General features: G+C 42.8%; 14 protein-coding genes, 1 pseudogene and 1 riboswitch. Of the genes and pseudogenes, 8 read left to right on the plus strand and 7 right to left on the minus strand.

What is annotated here, in order from left to right; genetic code table 11:
• Window positions 1–268 precede the first annotated feature (268 nt).
• Window positions 269–1,642 (plus strand): carbohydrate porin, encoded by a 1,374-nt coding sequence (locus NL645_RS00720; protein ID WP_046875842.1) that lies wholly within the window; start codon window positions 269–271, stop codon window positions 1,640–1,642.
• 63 nt (window positions 1,643–1,705) lie between these two features.
• On the opposite strand, the gene NL645_RS00725 is transcribed toward NL645_RS00720, so the two are convergent.
• Window positions 1,706–2,692 carry a LacI family DNA-binding transcriptional regulator gene (locus NL645_RS00725; RefSeq protein ID WP_046875843.1) on the minus strand — a complete coding sequence of 329 codons (987 nt, stop codon included), beginning with the start codon at window positions 2,690–2,692 and terminating at the stop codon, window positions 1,706–1,708.
• Between the two features lie 235 nt (window positions 2,693–2,927).
• On the opposite strand from NL645_RS00725, the gene NL645_RS00730 reads away from it, so the two are divergent.
• From NL645_RS00730 to NL645_RS00740, 3 genes are all read left to right on the plus strand, one after another.
• A complete protein-coding gene (locus tag NL645_RS00730) occupies window positions 2,928–4,367 on the plus strand; it encodes a sucrose-specific PTS transporter subunit IIBC (RefSeq protein WP_104973469.1) in 1,440 nt (479 codons plus the stop codon).
• Window positions 4,368–4,532: 165 nt separating this feature from the next.
• Window positions 4,533–5,456, plus strand: coding sequence for an aminoimidazole riboside kinase (locus tag NL645_RS00735; protein WP_253650980.1), 924 nt, complete (start codon window positions 4,533–4,535; stop codon window positions 5,454–5,456).
• Window positions 5,457–5,487: 31 nt separating this feature from the next.
• The gene (locus NL645_RS00740) at window positions 5,488–6,942 is read left to right on the plus strand and encodes a sucrose-6-phosphate hydrolase (RefSeq protein WP_253650981.1); all 1,455 of its coding nucleotides are present in this window, start codon (window positions 5,488–5,490) and stop codon (window positions 6,940–6,942) included.
• Window positions 6,943–7,021: 79 nt separating this feature from the next.
• Here NL645_RS00740 and NL645_RS23175 read toward each other — a convergent pair.
• Window positions 7,022–7,132, minus strand: a pseudogene (locus tag NL645_RS23175) (dihydrofolate reductase); the annotation flags it as partial.
• 254 nt (window positions 7,133–7,386) lie between these two features.
• Here NL645_RS23175 and yghU point away from each other — a divergent pair.
• From yghU to NL645_RS00755, 3 genes are all read left to right on the plus strand, one after another.
• A complete protein-coding gene (gene yghU / locus NL645_RS00745; protein WP_253650982.1) occupies window positions 7,387–8,244 on the plus strand; it encodes a glutathione-dependent disulfide-bond oxidoreductase in 858 nt (285 codons plus the stop codon).
• Window positions 8,245–9,441: 1,197 nt separating this feature from the next.
• Window positions 9,442–10,611, plus strand: a complete 1,170-nt coding sequence (locus NL645_RS00750) for a D-alanyl-D-alanine carboxypeptidase family protein (protein ID WP_170901895.1) — start codon at window positions 9,442–9,444, stop codon at window positions 10,609–10,611.
• Window positions 10,612–10,825: 214 nt separating this feature from the next.
• Window positions 10,826–11,233, plus strand: coding sequence for an SPOR domain-containing protein (locus NL645_RS00755; RefSeq protein WP_006741205.1), 408 nt, complete (start codon window positions 10,826–10,828; stop codon window positions 11,231–11,233).
• Window positions 11,234–11,284: 51 nt separating this feature from the next.
• Here NL645_RS00755 and NL645_RS00760 read toward each other — a convergent pair whose 3' ends face one another.
• The 5 genes from NL645_RS00760 to NL645_RS00780 all read right to left on the minus strand — a co-directional run bounded on the left by NL645_RS00760 (window position 11,285) and on the right by NL645_RS00780 (window position 14,191).
• Window positions 11,285–11,758, minus strand: a complete 474-nt coding sequence (locus NL645_RS00760; protein WP_005396331.1) for a peroxiredoxin — start codon at window positions 11,756–11,758, stop codon at window positions 11,285–11,287.
• Between the two features lie 129 nt (window positions 11,759–11,887).
• Window positions 11,888–12,901 carry an adenosine deaminase gene (locus tag NL645_RS00765; RefSeq protein WP_253650983.1) on the minus strand — a complete coding sequence of 338 codons (1,014 nt, stop codon included), beginning with the start codon at window positions 12,899–12,901 and terminating at the stop codon, window positions 11,888–11,890.
• 89 nt (window positions 12,902–12,990) lie between these two features.
• Window positions 12,991–13,090: riboswitch (purine riboswitch) on the minus strand.
• Between the two features lie 250 nt (window positions 13,091–13,340).
• Complete coding sequence (locus NL645_RS00770; protein ID WP_005396335.1) at window positions 13,341–13,481, minus strand: PA3496 family putative envelope integrity protein; 141 nt, start codon at window positions 13,479–13,481, stop codon at window positions 13,341–13,343.
• 50 nt (window positions 13,482–13,531) lie between these two features.
• Window positions 13,532–13,741 (minus strand): hypothetical protein, encoded by a 210-nt coding sequence (locus tag NL645_RS00775; RefSeq protein WP_053807947.1) that lies wholly within the window; start codon window positions 13,739–13,741, stop codon window positions 13,532–13,534.
• 240 nt (window positions 13,742–13,981) lie between these two features.
• Entirely contained in the window at window positions 13,982–14,191 is a 210-nt protein-coding gene (locus tag NL645_RS00780; RefSeq protein ID WP_005396336.1) for a cold-shock protein, read from the minus strand.
• Between the two features lie 391 nt (window positions 14,192–14,582).
• On the opposite strand from NL645_RS00780, the gene NL645_RS00785 reads away from it, so the two are divergent.
• Complete coding sequence (locus NL645_RS00785; RefSeq protein ID WP_253650984.1) at window positions 14,583–15,431, plus strand: pirin family protein; 849 nt, start codon at window positions 14,583–14,585, stop codon at window positions 15,429–15,431.
• Window positions 15,432–15,474 lie beyond the last annotated feature (43 nt).

The following is a 15,474-nucleotide window of genomic DNA, read 5'->3' on the forward strand; positions in this document are numbered from 1 at the left end:
ACGAATAATTTAACTGTGCGCTGGTTAATGATTTTTATGTAAGTAACACAATTGAACGTGATAGAAGTAACAAATTCGCTTCCTTGCGGTAACGTTCCCGAAAATTTTATATATTATCGCCCCATTGACAAAAGTGGTAGAGACGCTCTGTATCTGAGCGCTCTGAAATTCAGGCTTTAGATGGACATTTAAAGTCACCATAAGTTTGCAATTTTTATTGGGAACGTTTGCAAGCAACCTAAGTATAAATTTACGTGAGACTATGGAAATGAAACTACACACTTTGACGATGGCAGTAGCGCTTGGGCTGGTTACTGCACCTGCATTCGCAGCAACAGATGTTGACGCTCTTGAAAAGCGAATTAATGAATTAGAACAGAGACTTGAACAGACAGAAAAAGTATCCATAGAAGCAAATGAGAAAGCCTCAAGCTTTGAGTTTCATGGCTACGCTCGTTCCGGGCTGCTCATTAATGATGATCTGAATGGTGCAGTGGGTACTGGTCCTTACATGACGGCTGCTGGTGCTATCGGCGCGCCAATTGGACGATTAGGGGTTGAGGATGATCATTATGTGGAAGCAAACCTTATTCACAAACGTTTTGCAGATGATGGCTCCAGCGCTTTGTTCCGAATCATGTTGGCAGATAGTACGGAAACCAATAACGAATGGACGGCGAGTGAGAGTCAATTAAACGTTCGTCAGGTATATGCTGAGCTAAACAAGTTGAGCATGTTCTCTGAATCAAGTGCGTTTGCTGACGCAACGTTTTGGGCAGGTAAACGATTTGACCGTGATAACTTTGACATTCACTTCTTTGACTCGGATATCGTTTTCCTATCTGGTACTGGTGCTGGCGTGTATGACGTCCAAATGAGCGATTCGTGGAAAGCAAACTTCTCGATCTATGGTCGTGATTTTGGTGAGATTGATAGCTCGTCAACTGATGTTGAAAACTATATCGCGACAATGAACAACCGCTTTGGTAATTGGCAATTGATGCTGAGCGGCATGACGTCAGCTGATAACAATGATCGCGTAGAAGGAGCAGCGGACAAAGGTTTACATGCGATGTTTGCTTACCATGGCGATAACTTCTTTGGCATGAGTGAAGGCTTCTCTAAAACTGGTATTTTGATGGGTGATGGACTGGGTGCAGAACTTAAAGGCATTGGTTCAAACGGTGATTTGCTAGAAGACGCAAAAGCCGTACGTTTGTTCAGTTATGGTGTAACACGCATCGGCGACAACTGGCGTGTAGCACCTGCGTTGCTAGCAGAACATAGCCAAGATCGCTTTGCTAAAAATGATGAATTTACTTGGGCATCGTTCAACATCCGCTTAGCGCAAGAGTTTACACAAAACTTTGAGATGGTTTATGAAGGCTCATACCAATACATGGACCTAGACAATGCGATTGATAAAGCAAGTGGCAGTTTTTACAAAGCGACAATTGCACCAACGCTTAAGATGTCTACCGCAGCAGGTTTCTTTGACCGTCCGGAGCTACGTTTTGCTGTTAGCTACGTTGATTGGAGCGAAGACTTGAATGGCTACTCGATTAGCCAGGATGCGGGCGCTGCAACGATGGGTGATGGTGGTGAAGTTCTGTTTGCACTGCAAATGGAAACTTGGTTCTAAAGGGATCTAACCGACAAAGAGTAATAAGAAAAGCGCCAACTGATTTCAGTTGGCGCTTTTTCATTAACAGGACTGACGCTCAATTGTTTTGAAGGTTAGTACCATCTTACTCATTTCAAAACTTCTGTTGGCAATTCTATCTAGTAATAGTTTCGCACCATTTTCCCCTGCTTTATCAAATGCATAGTTAAATGTTGATAAGGTTGGGGTGCACACTGATGCGAGCTCATCATCACCAACTCCTAGCACTAAAACGTCTTTACCCGGTGTTAACCCGAGCTCTTGAATCGCTCTCATCGCACCGATAGCAATACGGTCTGTCGCACAGAACAAGCCATCTATCTTACGGTTCTCTGTTAAGTGTTGTTTTGCCAATGCATAGCCAGAGTCGATGGTAAAGTCACCACGAGCATGGAAGGCGAGCTCAAAACCATGGTGTTGCAGCGCTTGAACAAATCCTTCAGAGCGTTGCTTATCTACCGCGATATCGTCACCTTGTACGCCAATAAAGCCCATGGTTTGGCAACCTTTTGCAACCAGTCTATTTCCCGCTTCAAACCCTACTCGTGCGTCATCATGAATGATGCTTGGAATATTAAACATGGAACCATCTTGACCGACGAGCACAACTGGGACCGCTGAGTTTTGAATTGCTTTTACCAGCTTGGAATCGAGGTGGGTGGCGTAAAGAATGATCCCTTCAACCCGTTTTTGGTTAAAGATCTGAATGTATTCCAGTTCTTTTTCGTGGGCTTGGTGAGTGCTAGCAAGTAAGACATGTTTCCCGGCTTTTTCAAGGACATCGGTTAATCCATCGACACCTTGGGATGTGGCATGAGAGGAAACCCGAGGAACAATGACACCAACCAGATTGGTCTTTTGAGATTTTAGATCTTTAGCGACTTGGTTCGGCACATAGCCACACTCCGCTACTGCTTGGCGGACCTTCTGTTTTGTCGCTTCTTTTACGCCATACTCATTGTTTATAACCCGTGACACTGTTGATTTTGATACGCCAGCCAGACGGGCGACATCATGCAGACTCGCCATTGTTCCTATCCATTCTGTTTTTCGTTTTTGGGATTGTTTGCAAAGAGAAGATGAAAAGCTCTTTGATAAGTAGCGATTCTAACCTCCTATACTGCTCTTAGGGAGAGAATTTGACGATCATTCTCACATTCTCTCTGCTTTATCTTTGATCATTTGGTTTTATTGAGCAAAAATCTGTTTTGCAAACGTTCCCGAAAATTTCGCAAGCTCAGATAATAATCCAATGGGGTATGAAATGAATTATCCGGCAGTAGCAAAAGAGTTGTTAACTCTATTAGGTGGTAAAAGCAACATCACCGCACTTGCGCATTGTGCGACACGCTTACGCCTTGCCGTTGCAGATGAGCAAAAAATAGATGAACAAGCGATTGATAACCTTGAAGGGGTAAAAGGGCAGTTCAAAGTTGCGGGTCAGTACCAAATCATTTTTGGATCAGGCATCGTAAACCAAGTTTATGCAGAAATGGCGAAGTTGACGGGTATGAGTGAAATGTCCACCAACGACGTTGCGTCTGCTGGCGCAGAGAAACAAAACATCGTTCAGCGCGCAGTGAAGGGGCTGTCTGATATTTTCGTCCCAATCATTCCAGCAATCGTCGCTGGCGGTTTGTTGATGGGTATTTACAACCTACTGACTGCCCAAGGCTTGTTTATTGATGGTAAATCCTTGATTGAGGCCAACCCAGGACTGACTGACTTGGCGAACATGATCAACACGTTTGCAAACGCGCCGTTTGTTTACCTGCCTATCCTGTTGGCATTTTCAGCCAGCAAGAAGTTTGGCGGCAACCCATATTTAGGGGCAGCGCTAGGTATGTTGATGGTTCACCCTGACTTGCTGAATGGTTGGGGATTCGGCGGCGCATCTGTGTCTGGCAACATTCCGGTTTGGAATATTCTTGGTTTTGAAATCCAAAAAGTGGGTTACCAAGGTTCAGTGTTACCGGTTTTGGTATCGGCATTCATTCTTGCGAAGGTTGAGCTAGGCTTACGTAAAGTCATACCTTCTGTTTTAGACAACCTTTTAACGCCATTACTGGCGATTTTCATAGCGGGTTTGCTGACGTTTACTGTCGTCGGTCCGTTCACGCGTGATATCGGTTTCCTATTGGGTGATGGTCTGAACTGGCTATACAACACAGCTGGCTTTGTTGGTGGTGCGGTATTTGGTCTTATTTATGCTCCGTTTGTTATTACTGGTATGCATCACAGCTTCATTGCGATTGAAACGCAACTTCTTGCGGATATTGCGACGACGGGCGGCACCTTTATCTTTCCTATTGCGGCGATGTCTAACGTTTCTCAAGGAGCGGCAGCGTTGGCGGTGGGCGTGATGAGCAAAGATAAGAAGATGAAAGGTATTGCGATTCCATCTGGTGTTACGGGTTTGCTGGGTATTACAGAACCAGCCATGTTTGGTGTTAACTTAAAACTACGTTACCCATTTATTGCGGCAGTTTGCGCTGCGGCGTTATCGAGCGCGTTCATTACAATGTTTAATGTGAAAGCTCAGGCATTGGGTGCAGCAGGTCTTCCAGGCATCATTTCCATCACGCCAGATAAGATTGGGTACTACATCGCGGGTATGGTGATCGCGTTCTTGACCGCATTTGTTCTCACCATTGTTCTTGGTATGCGTGACCGCGCTAAAGTCGGTAAAAAAGCAGCGGCTTAATCTGAACTCCTTAAGGGTGGAGTCCCCCAAAATCCACTTCTTTTCCTAAATGTTTGGGGTGCTAGCCAAGCACTCATGGTTTGGCTAGCCTTTTTCAATTTTTACTTGGTAGTGAATGTGTTCAACACGTTGGACTATTAGGGCTTTAATTTTAAGGTAAGCAAGATGAATCAAGTGTGGGTAACTGGTGATGCTGTTGTCGATCTAATACCGGAATCTGAGACTTCTTTACTCAAATGTCCCGGAGGTGCACCAGCGAATGTCGCCGTAGCAATTGCTCGTCTATCTGGTAAGAGTGCGTTTTTTGGACGTGTGGGTGATGACCCATTTGGTCGCTTCATGCAATCAACGCTCGATCAAGAGGGCGTGAGCACGGAGTTTCTCGTTAAAGACCCTGAGCAAAGAACATCAACAGTGGTGGTGGGTTTAGACGAACAAGGTGAACGCAGCTTTACATTTATGGTGAAACCGAGCGCAGATCAGTTTATGTCTGTTGAAGACATCCCAAACTTTAAGCAAGGTGACTGGCTGCATGTCTGCTCGATTTCACTGGCAAATGAGCCAAGTAGAAGCAGCACGTTTGAGGCGATCAAAAGAGCAAAAGCCGCTGGTGGTTTCATTAGCTTTGACCCTAACTTGCGTGATGAAGTGTGGCAAGATCAATCAGAAATCCAAGCTGTCGTGATGAAGGCTGTAGCGATGGCTGATGTGGTTAAGTTCTCTGAAGAAGAGCTTTTGTTCTTAACTGACTCAACATCGATGACGCAAGGTTTACAACAAATAGCCGCTATGAATATTGCTTTGGTCTTGGTGACACAAGGTGCGAAAGGCGTTTGGCGCGTCTTTGAAAGTCAGAGTGAGCTGATCACAGGTCAAGTCGTTAGTCCGATTGATACCACAGGTGCGGGTGATGCTTTTGTCGGAGGGTTACTGGCATGTCTGTCTCAACATGACGATTGGAAAAATCATCCTGTTGTTAGCTCTGCGATTCAATGGGCAAATGGCTGTGGTGCATTGGCGACGACGCAAAAAGGCGCAATGACCGCGCTTCCGACCCAGACAGAATTGCTGCAATTTATTGGGCAATGATCTTCAGATCCAATTTCAGTTGAGAAAAATTATGAGCTTAAACAACCGTTGGACTGTAGAGCAAAGATATCGCCGACTTGAGCAAATCCCTCAGTGTGATATCGAAGAAATGACACTTTTACGTCAGCAAGATAAAGGCTTTCCTAGTTTTCATATCGCCCCTAAATTTGGGCTGTTAAATGATCCAAATGGGTTGTGCTATTTCAATGGTGAGCACCACATCTTTTACCAGTGGACGCCTGTGGGACCGGTTCATGGAATGAAGTATTGGTATCACCTTTCTACTAAAGACTTCATCCATTTTACTGATCATGGTGTTGGTCTTCATCCTGACCAAGACTACGACTCACATGGTGTCTATTCGGGCGGCGCTTTGGTGGAAAACAACAAGGCTTTGCTGTTTTTTACTGGCAACAAGCGTGACCAAAACTGGAATCGAACCCCAACACAGTGTTTTGCCACCATGGATTCAGACGGCAACATTGAAAAGCACGGTGTGGTCATTGAGAACGAACATTACACGGAGCACTTTCGTGATCCAAAAGTTTGGAAGAAAGGCGACGACTATTTGATGGTGGTGGGTGCTCAAACCAAAACTGAGCATGGCTCAATGGCGCTTTATCAAAGCAAAGATTTGAAAACGTGGCAGCATAAAGGTCCTATCAAGACCAATTTTTCTGACCTTGGGTACATGTGGGAGTGTCCTGATTTCTTTGAGATTAATGGTCAATCGGTGATGCTGTTTTCTCCACAGGGTGTGAGCAGTAGTAATCCTTATGATTTCAAAAACATCTATTCTGTCGCGTATATCGTGGGTGATCAGTTGAACCTGGAGTCGATGACTTTAGAAAACCACCAAGATATTTTACAGCCAGATTATGGGTTTGATTTCTACGCCCCCCAAACCTATTTAGATGAGAGTGGGCGTCGCATTCTTATTGCATGGATAGGGTTGCCAGAAATCGACACACCATCGGTCACACACCAGTGGGCAGGAATGTTGTCTCTTCCTAGAGAACTAACGTTGAAAGATGGTTTTCTTGTTCAAACTCCACTCCCTGAGCTGGAGAGTTTAAGAAAAGAAGAGGTGGTCTTTGCACAATCCCATACACTGGAAAGCACAAGTTGTTTGATCCAATTAGACCTTGTGGGTGATGGTTTTGAACTTGAGCTGAGTAACCTCAAAGGTGACAACATCGTCTTTAGTGCGACAGAGCACGAGTTTATGCTGGATCGTCGTCACATGTCGCACTTGTACGCAGAAGAATTTGGTAGCATTCGAAAAGCACCAAGATTGGACGCTAAGCAGACGATTGAGATATATATCGACAATTCTGTCATCGAGATTTTTATTAATGGTGGCAAACACACGATGACCAGTCGTTTCTTTATTGATGACCTTAGTAAGGTAACGTTGAGAAGGTTGGAGCAAGCAAGGCTTTTCCCTTTGAAAGGCATCACTGGTTTGTTTGAATCAGCTAAGTAACGGTTTCGATTACAAAGATATTAAAACGCCCTTCATTGACTCAGTGAAAGGCGTTTTTCTTTTTAACGATCTAACCTAACTATCTTTCACGTACGTAAGTCTTCTGAATCAAAGTATCTAACACTACTTCGCTCTTAGTGACTGTAAAGTTAAGCGGTTGTTCTAAATCACCAAACAGAGATGCGCCGCCGAGTTGGGCTTACTCATTATTGTTAGCATCTCGAACCTAACTCACATTAACACAACGTTTTTCCTTATAGCGTGAAAGAAAATCCCATAACCAAAGGTTCTAATTAAGTGAAAGGTCAGGACTTTTATTTGAAGATTCCGGCCTAATATCTTGGGTATGCCCATTTATCGAATGCGGTGGGTTACTTCATCATGCTTGCTGGCGCACTGAGTTTGCCAGTTTGATAATGCATTCAAACACAATAAGGGATAACAATGGCTAACGAATACATTCCACCAAAAGTTTGGACAAACGATAACGAAAACGGTGGCCAGTGGGCGAGCATTAACCGTCCGGACTCAGGCGCTCGTCATGAGCAAGAATTGCCTGTTGGGGAACACCCATTCCAACTTTATTCCATGGGGACTCCAAACGGCCAGAAAGTAACGATCATGTTTGAAGAGCTTCTGGCGGCAGGCGTAAAAGAAGCAGAATATGATGCATACCTGATCAAGATTGGTGACGGCGACCAGTTTGGTTCTGGCTTTGTAGCTGTTAACCCAAACTCTAAAATTCCGGCATTGGTTGACCGTTCGGGTTCTGAGCCAGTGAACGTGTTTGAATCTGGCAACATCTTGTTTTATCTAGCAGAGAAGTTTGATCATTTCTTACCAAAAGAAGGCGCTAAGCGTGCTGAGGTAATGAACTGGTTATTCTGGCTGCAAGGTTCTGCGCCATACCTAGGCGGTGGTTTTGGTCACTTCTACGCGTACGCACCAGAGAAGTTCGAGTACCCAATCAACCGTTTTACAATGGAAGCAAAACGTCAGTTAGATGTATTAGACAAGCGTCTTGCGAACAATGAATTCCTAGGTGGCGATGATTACAGTATCGCTGATATCGCAACATGGCCATGGTACGGCAACCTTGTACTGGGTCGTGCTTACGATGCGGCTGAATTCTTAGACGTAGAAAGCTATAAAAACGTTGTGCGTTGGGCGAAAGCGATTGATGAGCGAGAAGCTGTCCAGCGTGGTCGTATTGTGAATCGCTCATGGGGAGAAGAGTGGGAGCAGTTACCTGAACGTCACAGCGCAGAAGATATTGATAAGGTATTGAAGCTTAAACCATAAGCAAACTTGGCTCAGTCACTTCAAGTAAGTTTGTTTTCATCCGAACTCATACTCCAAAACTGATCAAATCCATAGCGCATCTTACTAGATGCGCTACTTTTATTTGAATTGTAACCCCGTTGAAGATTATTCAATCTATAGATGGTTCTTTGCTTCTATTTGTCGTTTTCATACTCAACAAGCCCTCTGCATTTCTATTAACTATTAGCTGATGACATTTTGAAAATTTATACTTTAGATAACCTTAAATTTATAACTTAATTTTATATCTAATATAAATAAACTTAATGATAATTAATCTTTGACATAACCTTTTATTTTGTGTGGAATGTGCGGGTTAATCTATTTAAATCAAAATTTATAGATAAATAAAATTTAAATAATTTACTGAATTCTACATCTAGCTTTGAGCAATGTTTAATTACAACTGCTTATACCATGAAAGAGGATATGTATAATGTCGTCGTTTGAGTCGTACTGGGTTGGGGTACGTGAAAGAATTGCTATACAAACTGAAGGTAACCGAAATTTAAAGTCTTTAGTGATAAAAAAGCAGAGAGTGAACTTAAATAACAGTGGCTTATCTTTTCGCGCTAAAGCCGGATGCCTTATCCCTCATTGTTACACTCAGTTTACTGATGACGATACAAACTCAAAGGCATCGAAAAAAGCCTCCCTTAGTTTTAAGAAAGGGAAATTATACTTTTCTCCTGTCTAGTAATAGATAATATTTAGGTTATATATAAATTAAATTTTTATTTTTATCTGAAATTCTGACAATAAATTATTATGTTGTTATGACCGAGATGAAGCATTGGTTAGTAAATGATTAGTTCAGATTATTAATTGAATTGTAGATTTTCTTAGTTGCCCCTAGTTAGATAGTGATAAAATTTTTAGCTATCTTTTCCCGTACAAGCTTAGTTTTAGATCTGGCTTGTACGGTTTTTTCTCTGAACACTAATTACATAGCATAACGGCATGATTTCTCGCCTCTTGTCTCATCTTTCTAGACGAAAGCTCTACCTGCCTCTCATTATTCTCGACAAACATTGAGTAAAAGTAACTAATCGTAACAAGGTGGCTGTAACTGAGCGCCGTTTCAATATACTCGCTCTTTACCTAGGTAACCCTGCGCTTTGAATTCATTCGGGTACCGTTTGTAAGCCTTAAATGCTACTAAGATAAGATGTCATGATGAGAAAAAGTACTATATTAAACACAGTGTTAATTACAGGGTTCGCTGCTGTATCTTCGTTGGCTTATGCAGCACCAACGGTTGTGCCAAATGCACCGGAACTCAGTTCTCGTGGCTATGTTTTGATGGACTTTCACACTGGGAAAGTGCTGGTTGAACGTGATGCACATAAACGGCTAAATCCTGCGAGCTTAACGAAGTTAATGACGGCTTATGTGGCTGGTCAAGAAATTAACGCAGGTAATATTACTTTGGATGATGAGGTCGTCATTAGCCGAAATGCTTGGGCAAAAAACTTCCCAGATTCCTCAAAGATGTTTATTGAAGTCAATACTTCCGTTTCTTTATCTGACTTATACCGTGGCCTGGTTGTTCAATCAGGTAATGATGCTAGTGTGGCCATTGCTGAACATGTCGCAGGTAGTGAGTCAGGGTTTGTAAGCTTGATGAATAGTTGGGCTGCTAAGCTTGAATTAAATAACACGGCTTTCACCAACCCTCATGGTCTAGACAGTGACGGTTTATATTCAACACCTTATGACATTGCCAAGTTGGGTCAAGCTATTATTCGTGACTTACCTGACATCTACCCACTGTATAGCGAAACCTCGTTTACCTACAACGGCATTACGCAATATAACCGCAATGGCTTGCTTCGTGATCGCAGTATGAATGTTGATGGCATGAAAACTGGTTATACGAGCGGTGCTGGTTATAGTCTAGCGACTTCAGCGACTCAAGGTGATATGCGTTTGATTGCTGTTGTAATGGGAGCGAAAAGTGAGAATATCCGTGAATCCGAAAGCAAACAACTGCTAAGTTATGGCTTCCGCTTTTACGATACGGTAATGCCAACCGAGGCAGGAACGGAAGTTGCGAACGCTCGAGTTTGGATGGGCGAACAAGACGAGCTTAAAGTAGGCGTTGCCAATGACGTTTATCTCACTTTACCAAAAGGGGATGTGAAAAAGCTACAAGCTGAAGTTGAATATAATGGCGATTTGGTAGCGCCAATTTCTGAGCAACAAGTGGTTGGTAAAGTGCTTTACAAAGTCGAAGGTAAAGTTGTGAATGAAGCCGAACTTGTAGCGTTGGAATCGGTGGAAGAAGGCAGCTTATTCAAGCGAATTTTAGACTGGTTTAAGCAATTGGTCGCGAGTTGGCTCTAAAAAACAGCTAACTTCTGCCATTATCACTCTATCTTGTTATTGTTCTATTAAATCAATTTACTAAGGCGGCCAACGTGGTCGCCTTACTTTTTTGGAATACTCGTTGCGCTAAAACATCGAACCTTCTCGTATGGGTCTATTTTCGCCTAATTAGAAGCGTTTTTGTGTTTTTGAGTGCGAGAGAAAAGAAACTAGAACAAAAATGGAGTGACACGTGCACAAGATTTTATCTTTGACATTGATTTTATCGCTCATGGGCTGCGCTATGCCTTACCAGCAGCAGGTCGATAGTGGCCAATGTGTTGGAGTAATGACCTCTCAGGATGCGTATGGTTATTTAAACCCAAACCATTACACGATGCAGGTACTCGCGCTAAAGCAAGAAAAAGATGTGAAAGATTACATTCGTTATATCGATCCTAAGCATCCGGTTTGGGTTAACTGGAAAAACAGCCGAGGCACGCGTTGGTATACGGTAACTGTTGGTGATTTTAAAACGAAACAGGATGCCTACAATGCGCTTTCTTCACTGCCGAGCCGCGTAAAGCAGTCATCCCCATTTGTGCTGACTTTTGCGGAAATGCAGCGTAAGCAACAAACGAGTGTTGTGAGAATGCGTTAGCCAACAAAAAACGGAAGCAATGGCTTCCGTTTTTTGTATCTAAGGGTAAGCTTAAAGCGCCGCTAAAATCGTTTCTGCTTTGCTCGCTTCAAACTCTTTTGGTTCTTCAACGTTAAGTTTGGTCACAATGCCGTTTTCAATGATCATGGCGTAGCGTTGTGAGCGAATACCACCAAAGCCGCCGGTATCCATTTCAAGACCCAATGCTTTAGTAAAGCTTGCGTCGCCATCACCCAACATCAGGATTTCTGAAGCGTTTTGAGCTTCGCCCCAAGCTTGCATCACAAATGCATCGTTTACAGAAACACAAGCTATTAAATCAACACCTTTTGCCTTCAACTCGTCGGCTAATACCACATAGCCTGGTAGGTGAGCTTCCGAGCACGTTGGGGTGAATGCGCCAGGTACAGCGAAGAGTACGACTTTCTTGTTTGCAAACAGCTCAGTAACGTCGTGGTTAACCATACCATCGGCAGTCAATTCGCTTAGAGTCGCAACTGGTAGAGCTTGGCCTTGTTGAATCATGATTTTATTCCTTTTTGTGTGCTAGTTTAGCTTTCTCAGTCTAGCGCTTATAAATGCGGTTAACCACAGAGCTTTTGTAAGGTTTTAGCACCTAAGTGTTTGACCCAAGATGTAGCACTGATGGATTTATTACAACGCTTCATGCTGACTTACGTATTGACTAACGAGATGGCGATACTTCGCTTTCAACTCATTATCGATGAAGCTAGCATCAATCGCATTCATTGTGAATTGAGCTAGTTCATTCTTACTCATTGGGTGTGCGTTGTTGACGGCTAAAAAGTTATCTGTCATGTAACCACCAAAGTATACCGGATCGTCCGAATTAATCGTCACAGCGACACCTTTGCGCAGTAGCTCGACAATATTGTGATCGTTCATATCGTCAAATACACACAATTTAAGGTTCGATAATGGACATACCGTCAGTGGCATTTTGCTTTCAATTAACGACTCGACTAATGCTTCATCGTCAACACAGCGAACACCATGATCCACGCGGCTGACGTGAAGCATTTCAATTGCATCGGTAATGTTTTGTGCGGGGCCTTCTTCACCTGCGTGAGCAACAGTCAGTAAGCCTGCTTCTACCGCTTTTTTAAATACTCGTTTGAACTTAGCTGGTGGATGGCCTTGTTCTGAAGAATCTAGACCGACACCGATGATCTTATCACGGTGTTTCAGAACGGCTTGCAGAGTCTCCATAGCGCTTTCTTCTGAAAGGTGACGGAGGAAACACGCAATGATTTGTGAAGTAATGCCGAGCTTCTCGTGCCCATCTTGTAGTGCGCGGGCGATCCCGTGGATAACGGTGTCAAAGTCAATACCGCGCTCTGTATGCGTTTGTGGGTCAAAAAAGATTTCGGTATGAATAACGTTATCCGCTTTACAGTGCAGTAAGTATTCCCAAGTGAGATCGTAAAAGTCTTGCTCTGTACGCAAAACATCCGCCCCTTGGTAATAAAGGTCAAGGAATGACTGTAAGTCTTCGAACTGATACGCGCTGCGTAGTTCACTCGGAGAAGAGTAAGGAATGTCGATGTCGTTTCGTTGTGCTAACTTGAAGAGAAGTTCTGGCTCAAGTGAACCTTCGATATGTAAGTGCAGCTCTACTTTTGGAAGACCTTGAATAAATGCGTTCATATTCCACCTTATGTGTATTGTGGATGCAGTTACTCTAAGAATAGGTATAGATAAGAATAAATCGAACGCTATCACAAAGAGTAAGACCCACGATGATCTCAACTCTTCGTAATCAGCACTTTGCGGGAACTGGTAGAGACCCCCAAACCATATCATTGGGGTTATACGAAGCAAACGAGGCGATTATACGCAAAATTCTCAATTTGGCTATACGCAAATAACCTAGTTGTCAGTAGTCGAAGGGTTTTTCTAAGAAAAGTAACTGGCAACCGTATAAGTCACTTGGGTATAGAGGAGCAAATTGGCTTTTAAGCGTGAACGAGGCTTATCGTGTTGTTATAAGTGAGGAAAAAGAGTGAGGCTTCGTTTGAGCAAAGGTAGGTGGCGGTACCTTGCACAACGATGGAGCAGAGAAAGCATTGAGAGAGTCAAGGGTAGCTTATAGATCAAATAACTTGTCAAATTCTCTTTGTTCCATAATGTCTTCTATACGGCGTCGCGTTTTTTGTTTTACCGCCGCCGCGTTTTGCTCAGACTCTTTCTTGTCTTTTTCTGCTTGCTTCTTACTTTTTCTAGCCATTGGATACCTTCCAAATTAGTTGCATCATTCATTAATGCATGAAAACTGAATTAGTTAACAGTAAAACTTCCTAACTTTGAACCTGAATCACAGAGAATAGTTCCAGATTGCGTTTTCTCACAATATTCAAAATCGATCATGTAGCTATGAGAATGAAGCTTAGGTAATACGTGCCTTCGTAAAATATCACCATTTAATTGATGTATTTTAGCGTTCCAAGAGGTGTGAGGTTGTTCTAGATTAAATTCAATTTCTAACATTTATTCTCCTGTTTCTTAGTGATTTTGTCTTTGTTAAGTAATTGATACCAATGCCTTTGACGGCCGGTTCTTTTTGAGGACATGATTTTTCCTATAAATAATAAATTAAGCAGTACTATCCTATTTATTTTAGGTAGCACAAAGCAATGCCTGATATTAAGCTGAGTGATTAAAGTGAGAATATTTTTGAAGGAGAGAGATTTGGTGCAGCATGGGCATGCTACACCAAGAAAAGCAGTCTTATAGAGGAGTTACTTCAGTCGCTTGAGGACCTTTTTTACCTTGCTCTACGTTGAAGCTTACTTTCTGACCTTCAGTCAGTGTTTTGAAACCGTCAGAAACGATAGCGTTGAAGTGTACGAATACATCTTGACCACCGTTGTCTTGAGATAGGAAGCCAAAGCCTTTAGTTTCGTTAAACCATTTTACTGAGCCGTTTACTTTAGACATAAAAATACCTTTGAATTAAACATTAAAATTTGAATTTGTTTTGTGGATCTTTTCTAAGCTATTGAATGTTCAATCAAGAGGAAGTTGTACGCAGGTGTCTGAATTGGGGGATTCAAGATTTTACTGAGAGGAAACTTAAACTAAATGTTGCATTAACAGCTCTCTTCTAAGAGCCAAGGCCTACTATACACCTTGTTTAGGAAATAGCTACACTTATTTTTAAATATATGTCGACAGCTTGGATAAGTGTGCTGTTCGAAAAATTTGAATAAGTAGCTCAAATAGCAAGGCTCATGATTATTTTTCTTCAATCTAAAATAGAACCATATCGATAGCCATGGCTGAACATGCGGTTTGCAAGCGGCCACAAAGGTAAACGAGGAGAAATAGTATGAGCACATTCAGAGAAATTCGTCAGCTTATTCAATCACAACCCACTGCTGATGGTGACGGAGTGAAAATTCGTCGAGTAGCAGGGTTTAATAATGCGAGTTTTTCTCCATTTTTGATGATGGATGAACTTAAGTCTGACGACCGTGCTGATTATGTTGGTGGCTTTCCTCCTCATCCGCATCGCGGCATCGAGACGCTTACTTATATGTTGAAAGGTCATTTCCAGCATCGTGACCACATGGATAATGTTGGTGAGCTTCGTTCTGGTGGCGCTCAATGGATGGCGGCAGGAAGAGGTGTCATCCATAGTGAGATGCCTATTATGCAGGAAGGTGAATTGCATGGTTTCCAAATTTGGATAAACCAGCCTGCGAAAAATAAGATGGCACCGGCTCAATATCATGACTTTCAACCTGAAACGATAACGGAATTCGAAACTCAAAGCTCGGGTGTTGTTCGCTTGATTGCTGGTCATCTGACTATAGACAACGAACGTATTCAGGGGCCTCTAACAGAAACAGGTGTTGCTGCCACGGTGGCCGATTGGAGAGCGATGGTTGGTCACGCTTTGAATTTGACCACGGAGCAAGACCACAACATGATGCTCTACGTTTATAAAGGTCGTATTCAGTTAAAAGATCGTGAGATCAATCAAGGCGAAATGGCGATTCTATCGAAAGGTGAATGGGTTGAATTACAAGCCGAAAAGGAGAGTGGTGCTCTGATTTTTATTGGCGAACCAATCAATGAACCAGTGGTTCACTATGGCCCTTTTGTAATGAATAGCATGGAAGAAATAGAACAAGCAATCCAAGATTACAATTCAGGATTGTTTGAAACCTACTAGCATCAACATCCTAACTCCCTTTTCTGTGAGTAGCGCAGTTATC

This window comes from Vibrio sp. Y51_MX_L26, assembly GCF_024181935.1.
GTDB lineage: Bacteria > Pseudomonadota > Gammaproteobacteria > Enterobacterales > Vibrionaceae > Vibrio > Vibrio diabolicus.

What these genes read in the sequence shown, in the direction of transcription:
- NL645_RS00720 (WP_046875842.1), top strand. Translation starts at nt 269, where the DNA reads ATGAAACTACACACTTTGACGATGGCAGTAGCGCTTGGGCTGGTTACT.
- NL645_RS00725 (WP_046875843.1), bottom strand. Translation starts at nt 2,692, where the DNA reads ATGGCGAGTCTGCATGATGTCGCCCGTCTGGCTGGCGTATCAAAATCA.
- NL645_RS00730 (WP_104973469.1), top strand. Translation starts at nt 2,928, where the DNA reads ATGAATTATCCGGCAGTAGCAAAAGAGTTGTTAACTCTATTAGGTGGT.
- NL645_RS00735 (WP_253650980.1), top strand. Translation starts at nt 4,533, where the DNA reads ATGAATCAAGTGTGGGTAACTGGTGATGCTGTTGTCGATCTAATACCG.
- NL645_RS00740 (WP_253650981.1), top strand. Translation starts at nt 5,488, where the DNA reads ATGAGCTTAAACAACCGTTGGACTGTAGAGCAAAGATATCGCCGACTT.
- yghU (WP_253650982.1), top strand. Translation starts at nt 7,387, where the DNA reads ATGGCTAACGAATACATTCCACCAAAAGTTTGGACAAACGATAACGAA.
- NL645_RS00750 (WP_170901895.1), top strand. Translation starts at nt 9,442, where the DNA reads ATGAGAAAAAGTACTATATTAAACACAGTGTTAATTACAGGGTTCGCT.
- NL645_RS00760 (WP_005396331.1), bottom strand. Translation starts at nt 11,758, where the DNA reads ATGATTCAACAAGGCCAAGCTCTACCAGTTGCGACTCTAAGCGAATTG.
- NL645_RS00765 (WP_253650983.1), bottom strand. Translation starts at nt 12,901, where the DNA reads ATGAACGCATTTATTCAAGGTCTTCCAAAAGTAGAGCTGCACTTACAT.
- NL645_RS00770 (WP_005396335.1), bottom strand. Translation starts at nt 13,481, where the DNA reads ATGGCTAGAAAAAGTAAGAAGCAAGCAGAAAAAGACAAGAAAGAGTCT.
- NL645_RS00775 (WP_053807947.1), bottom strand. Translation starts at nt 13,741, where the DNA reads ATGTTAGAAATTGAATTTAATCTAGAACAACCTCACACCTCTTGGAAC.
- NL645_RS00780 (WP_005396336.1), bottom strand. Translation starts at nt 14,191, where the DNA reads ATGTCTAAAGTAAACGGCTCAGTAAAATGGTTTAACGAAACTAAAGGC.
- NL645_RS00785 (WP_253650984.1), top strand. Translation starts at nt 14,583, where the DNA reads ATGAGCACATTCAGAGAAATTCGTCAGCTTATTCAATCACAACCCACT.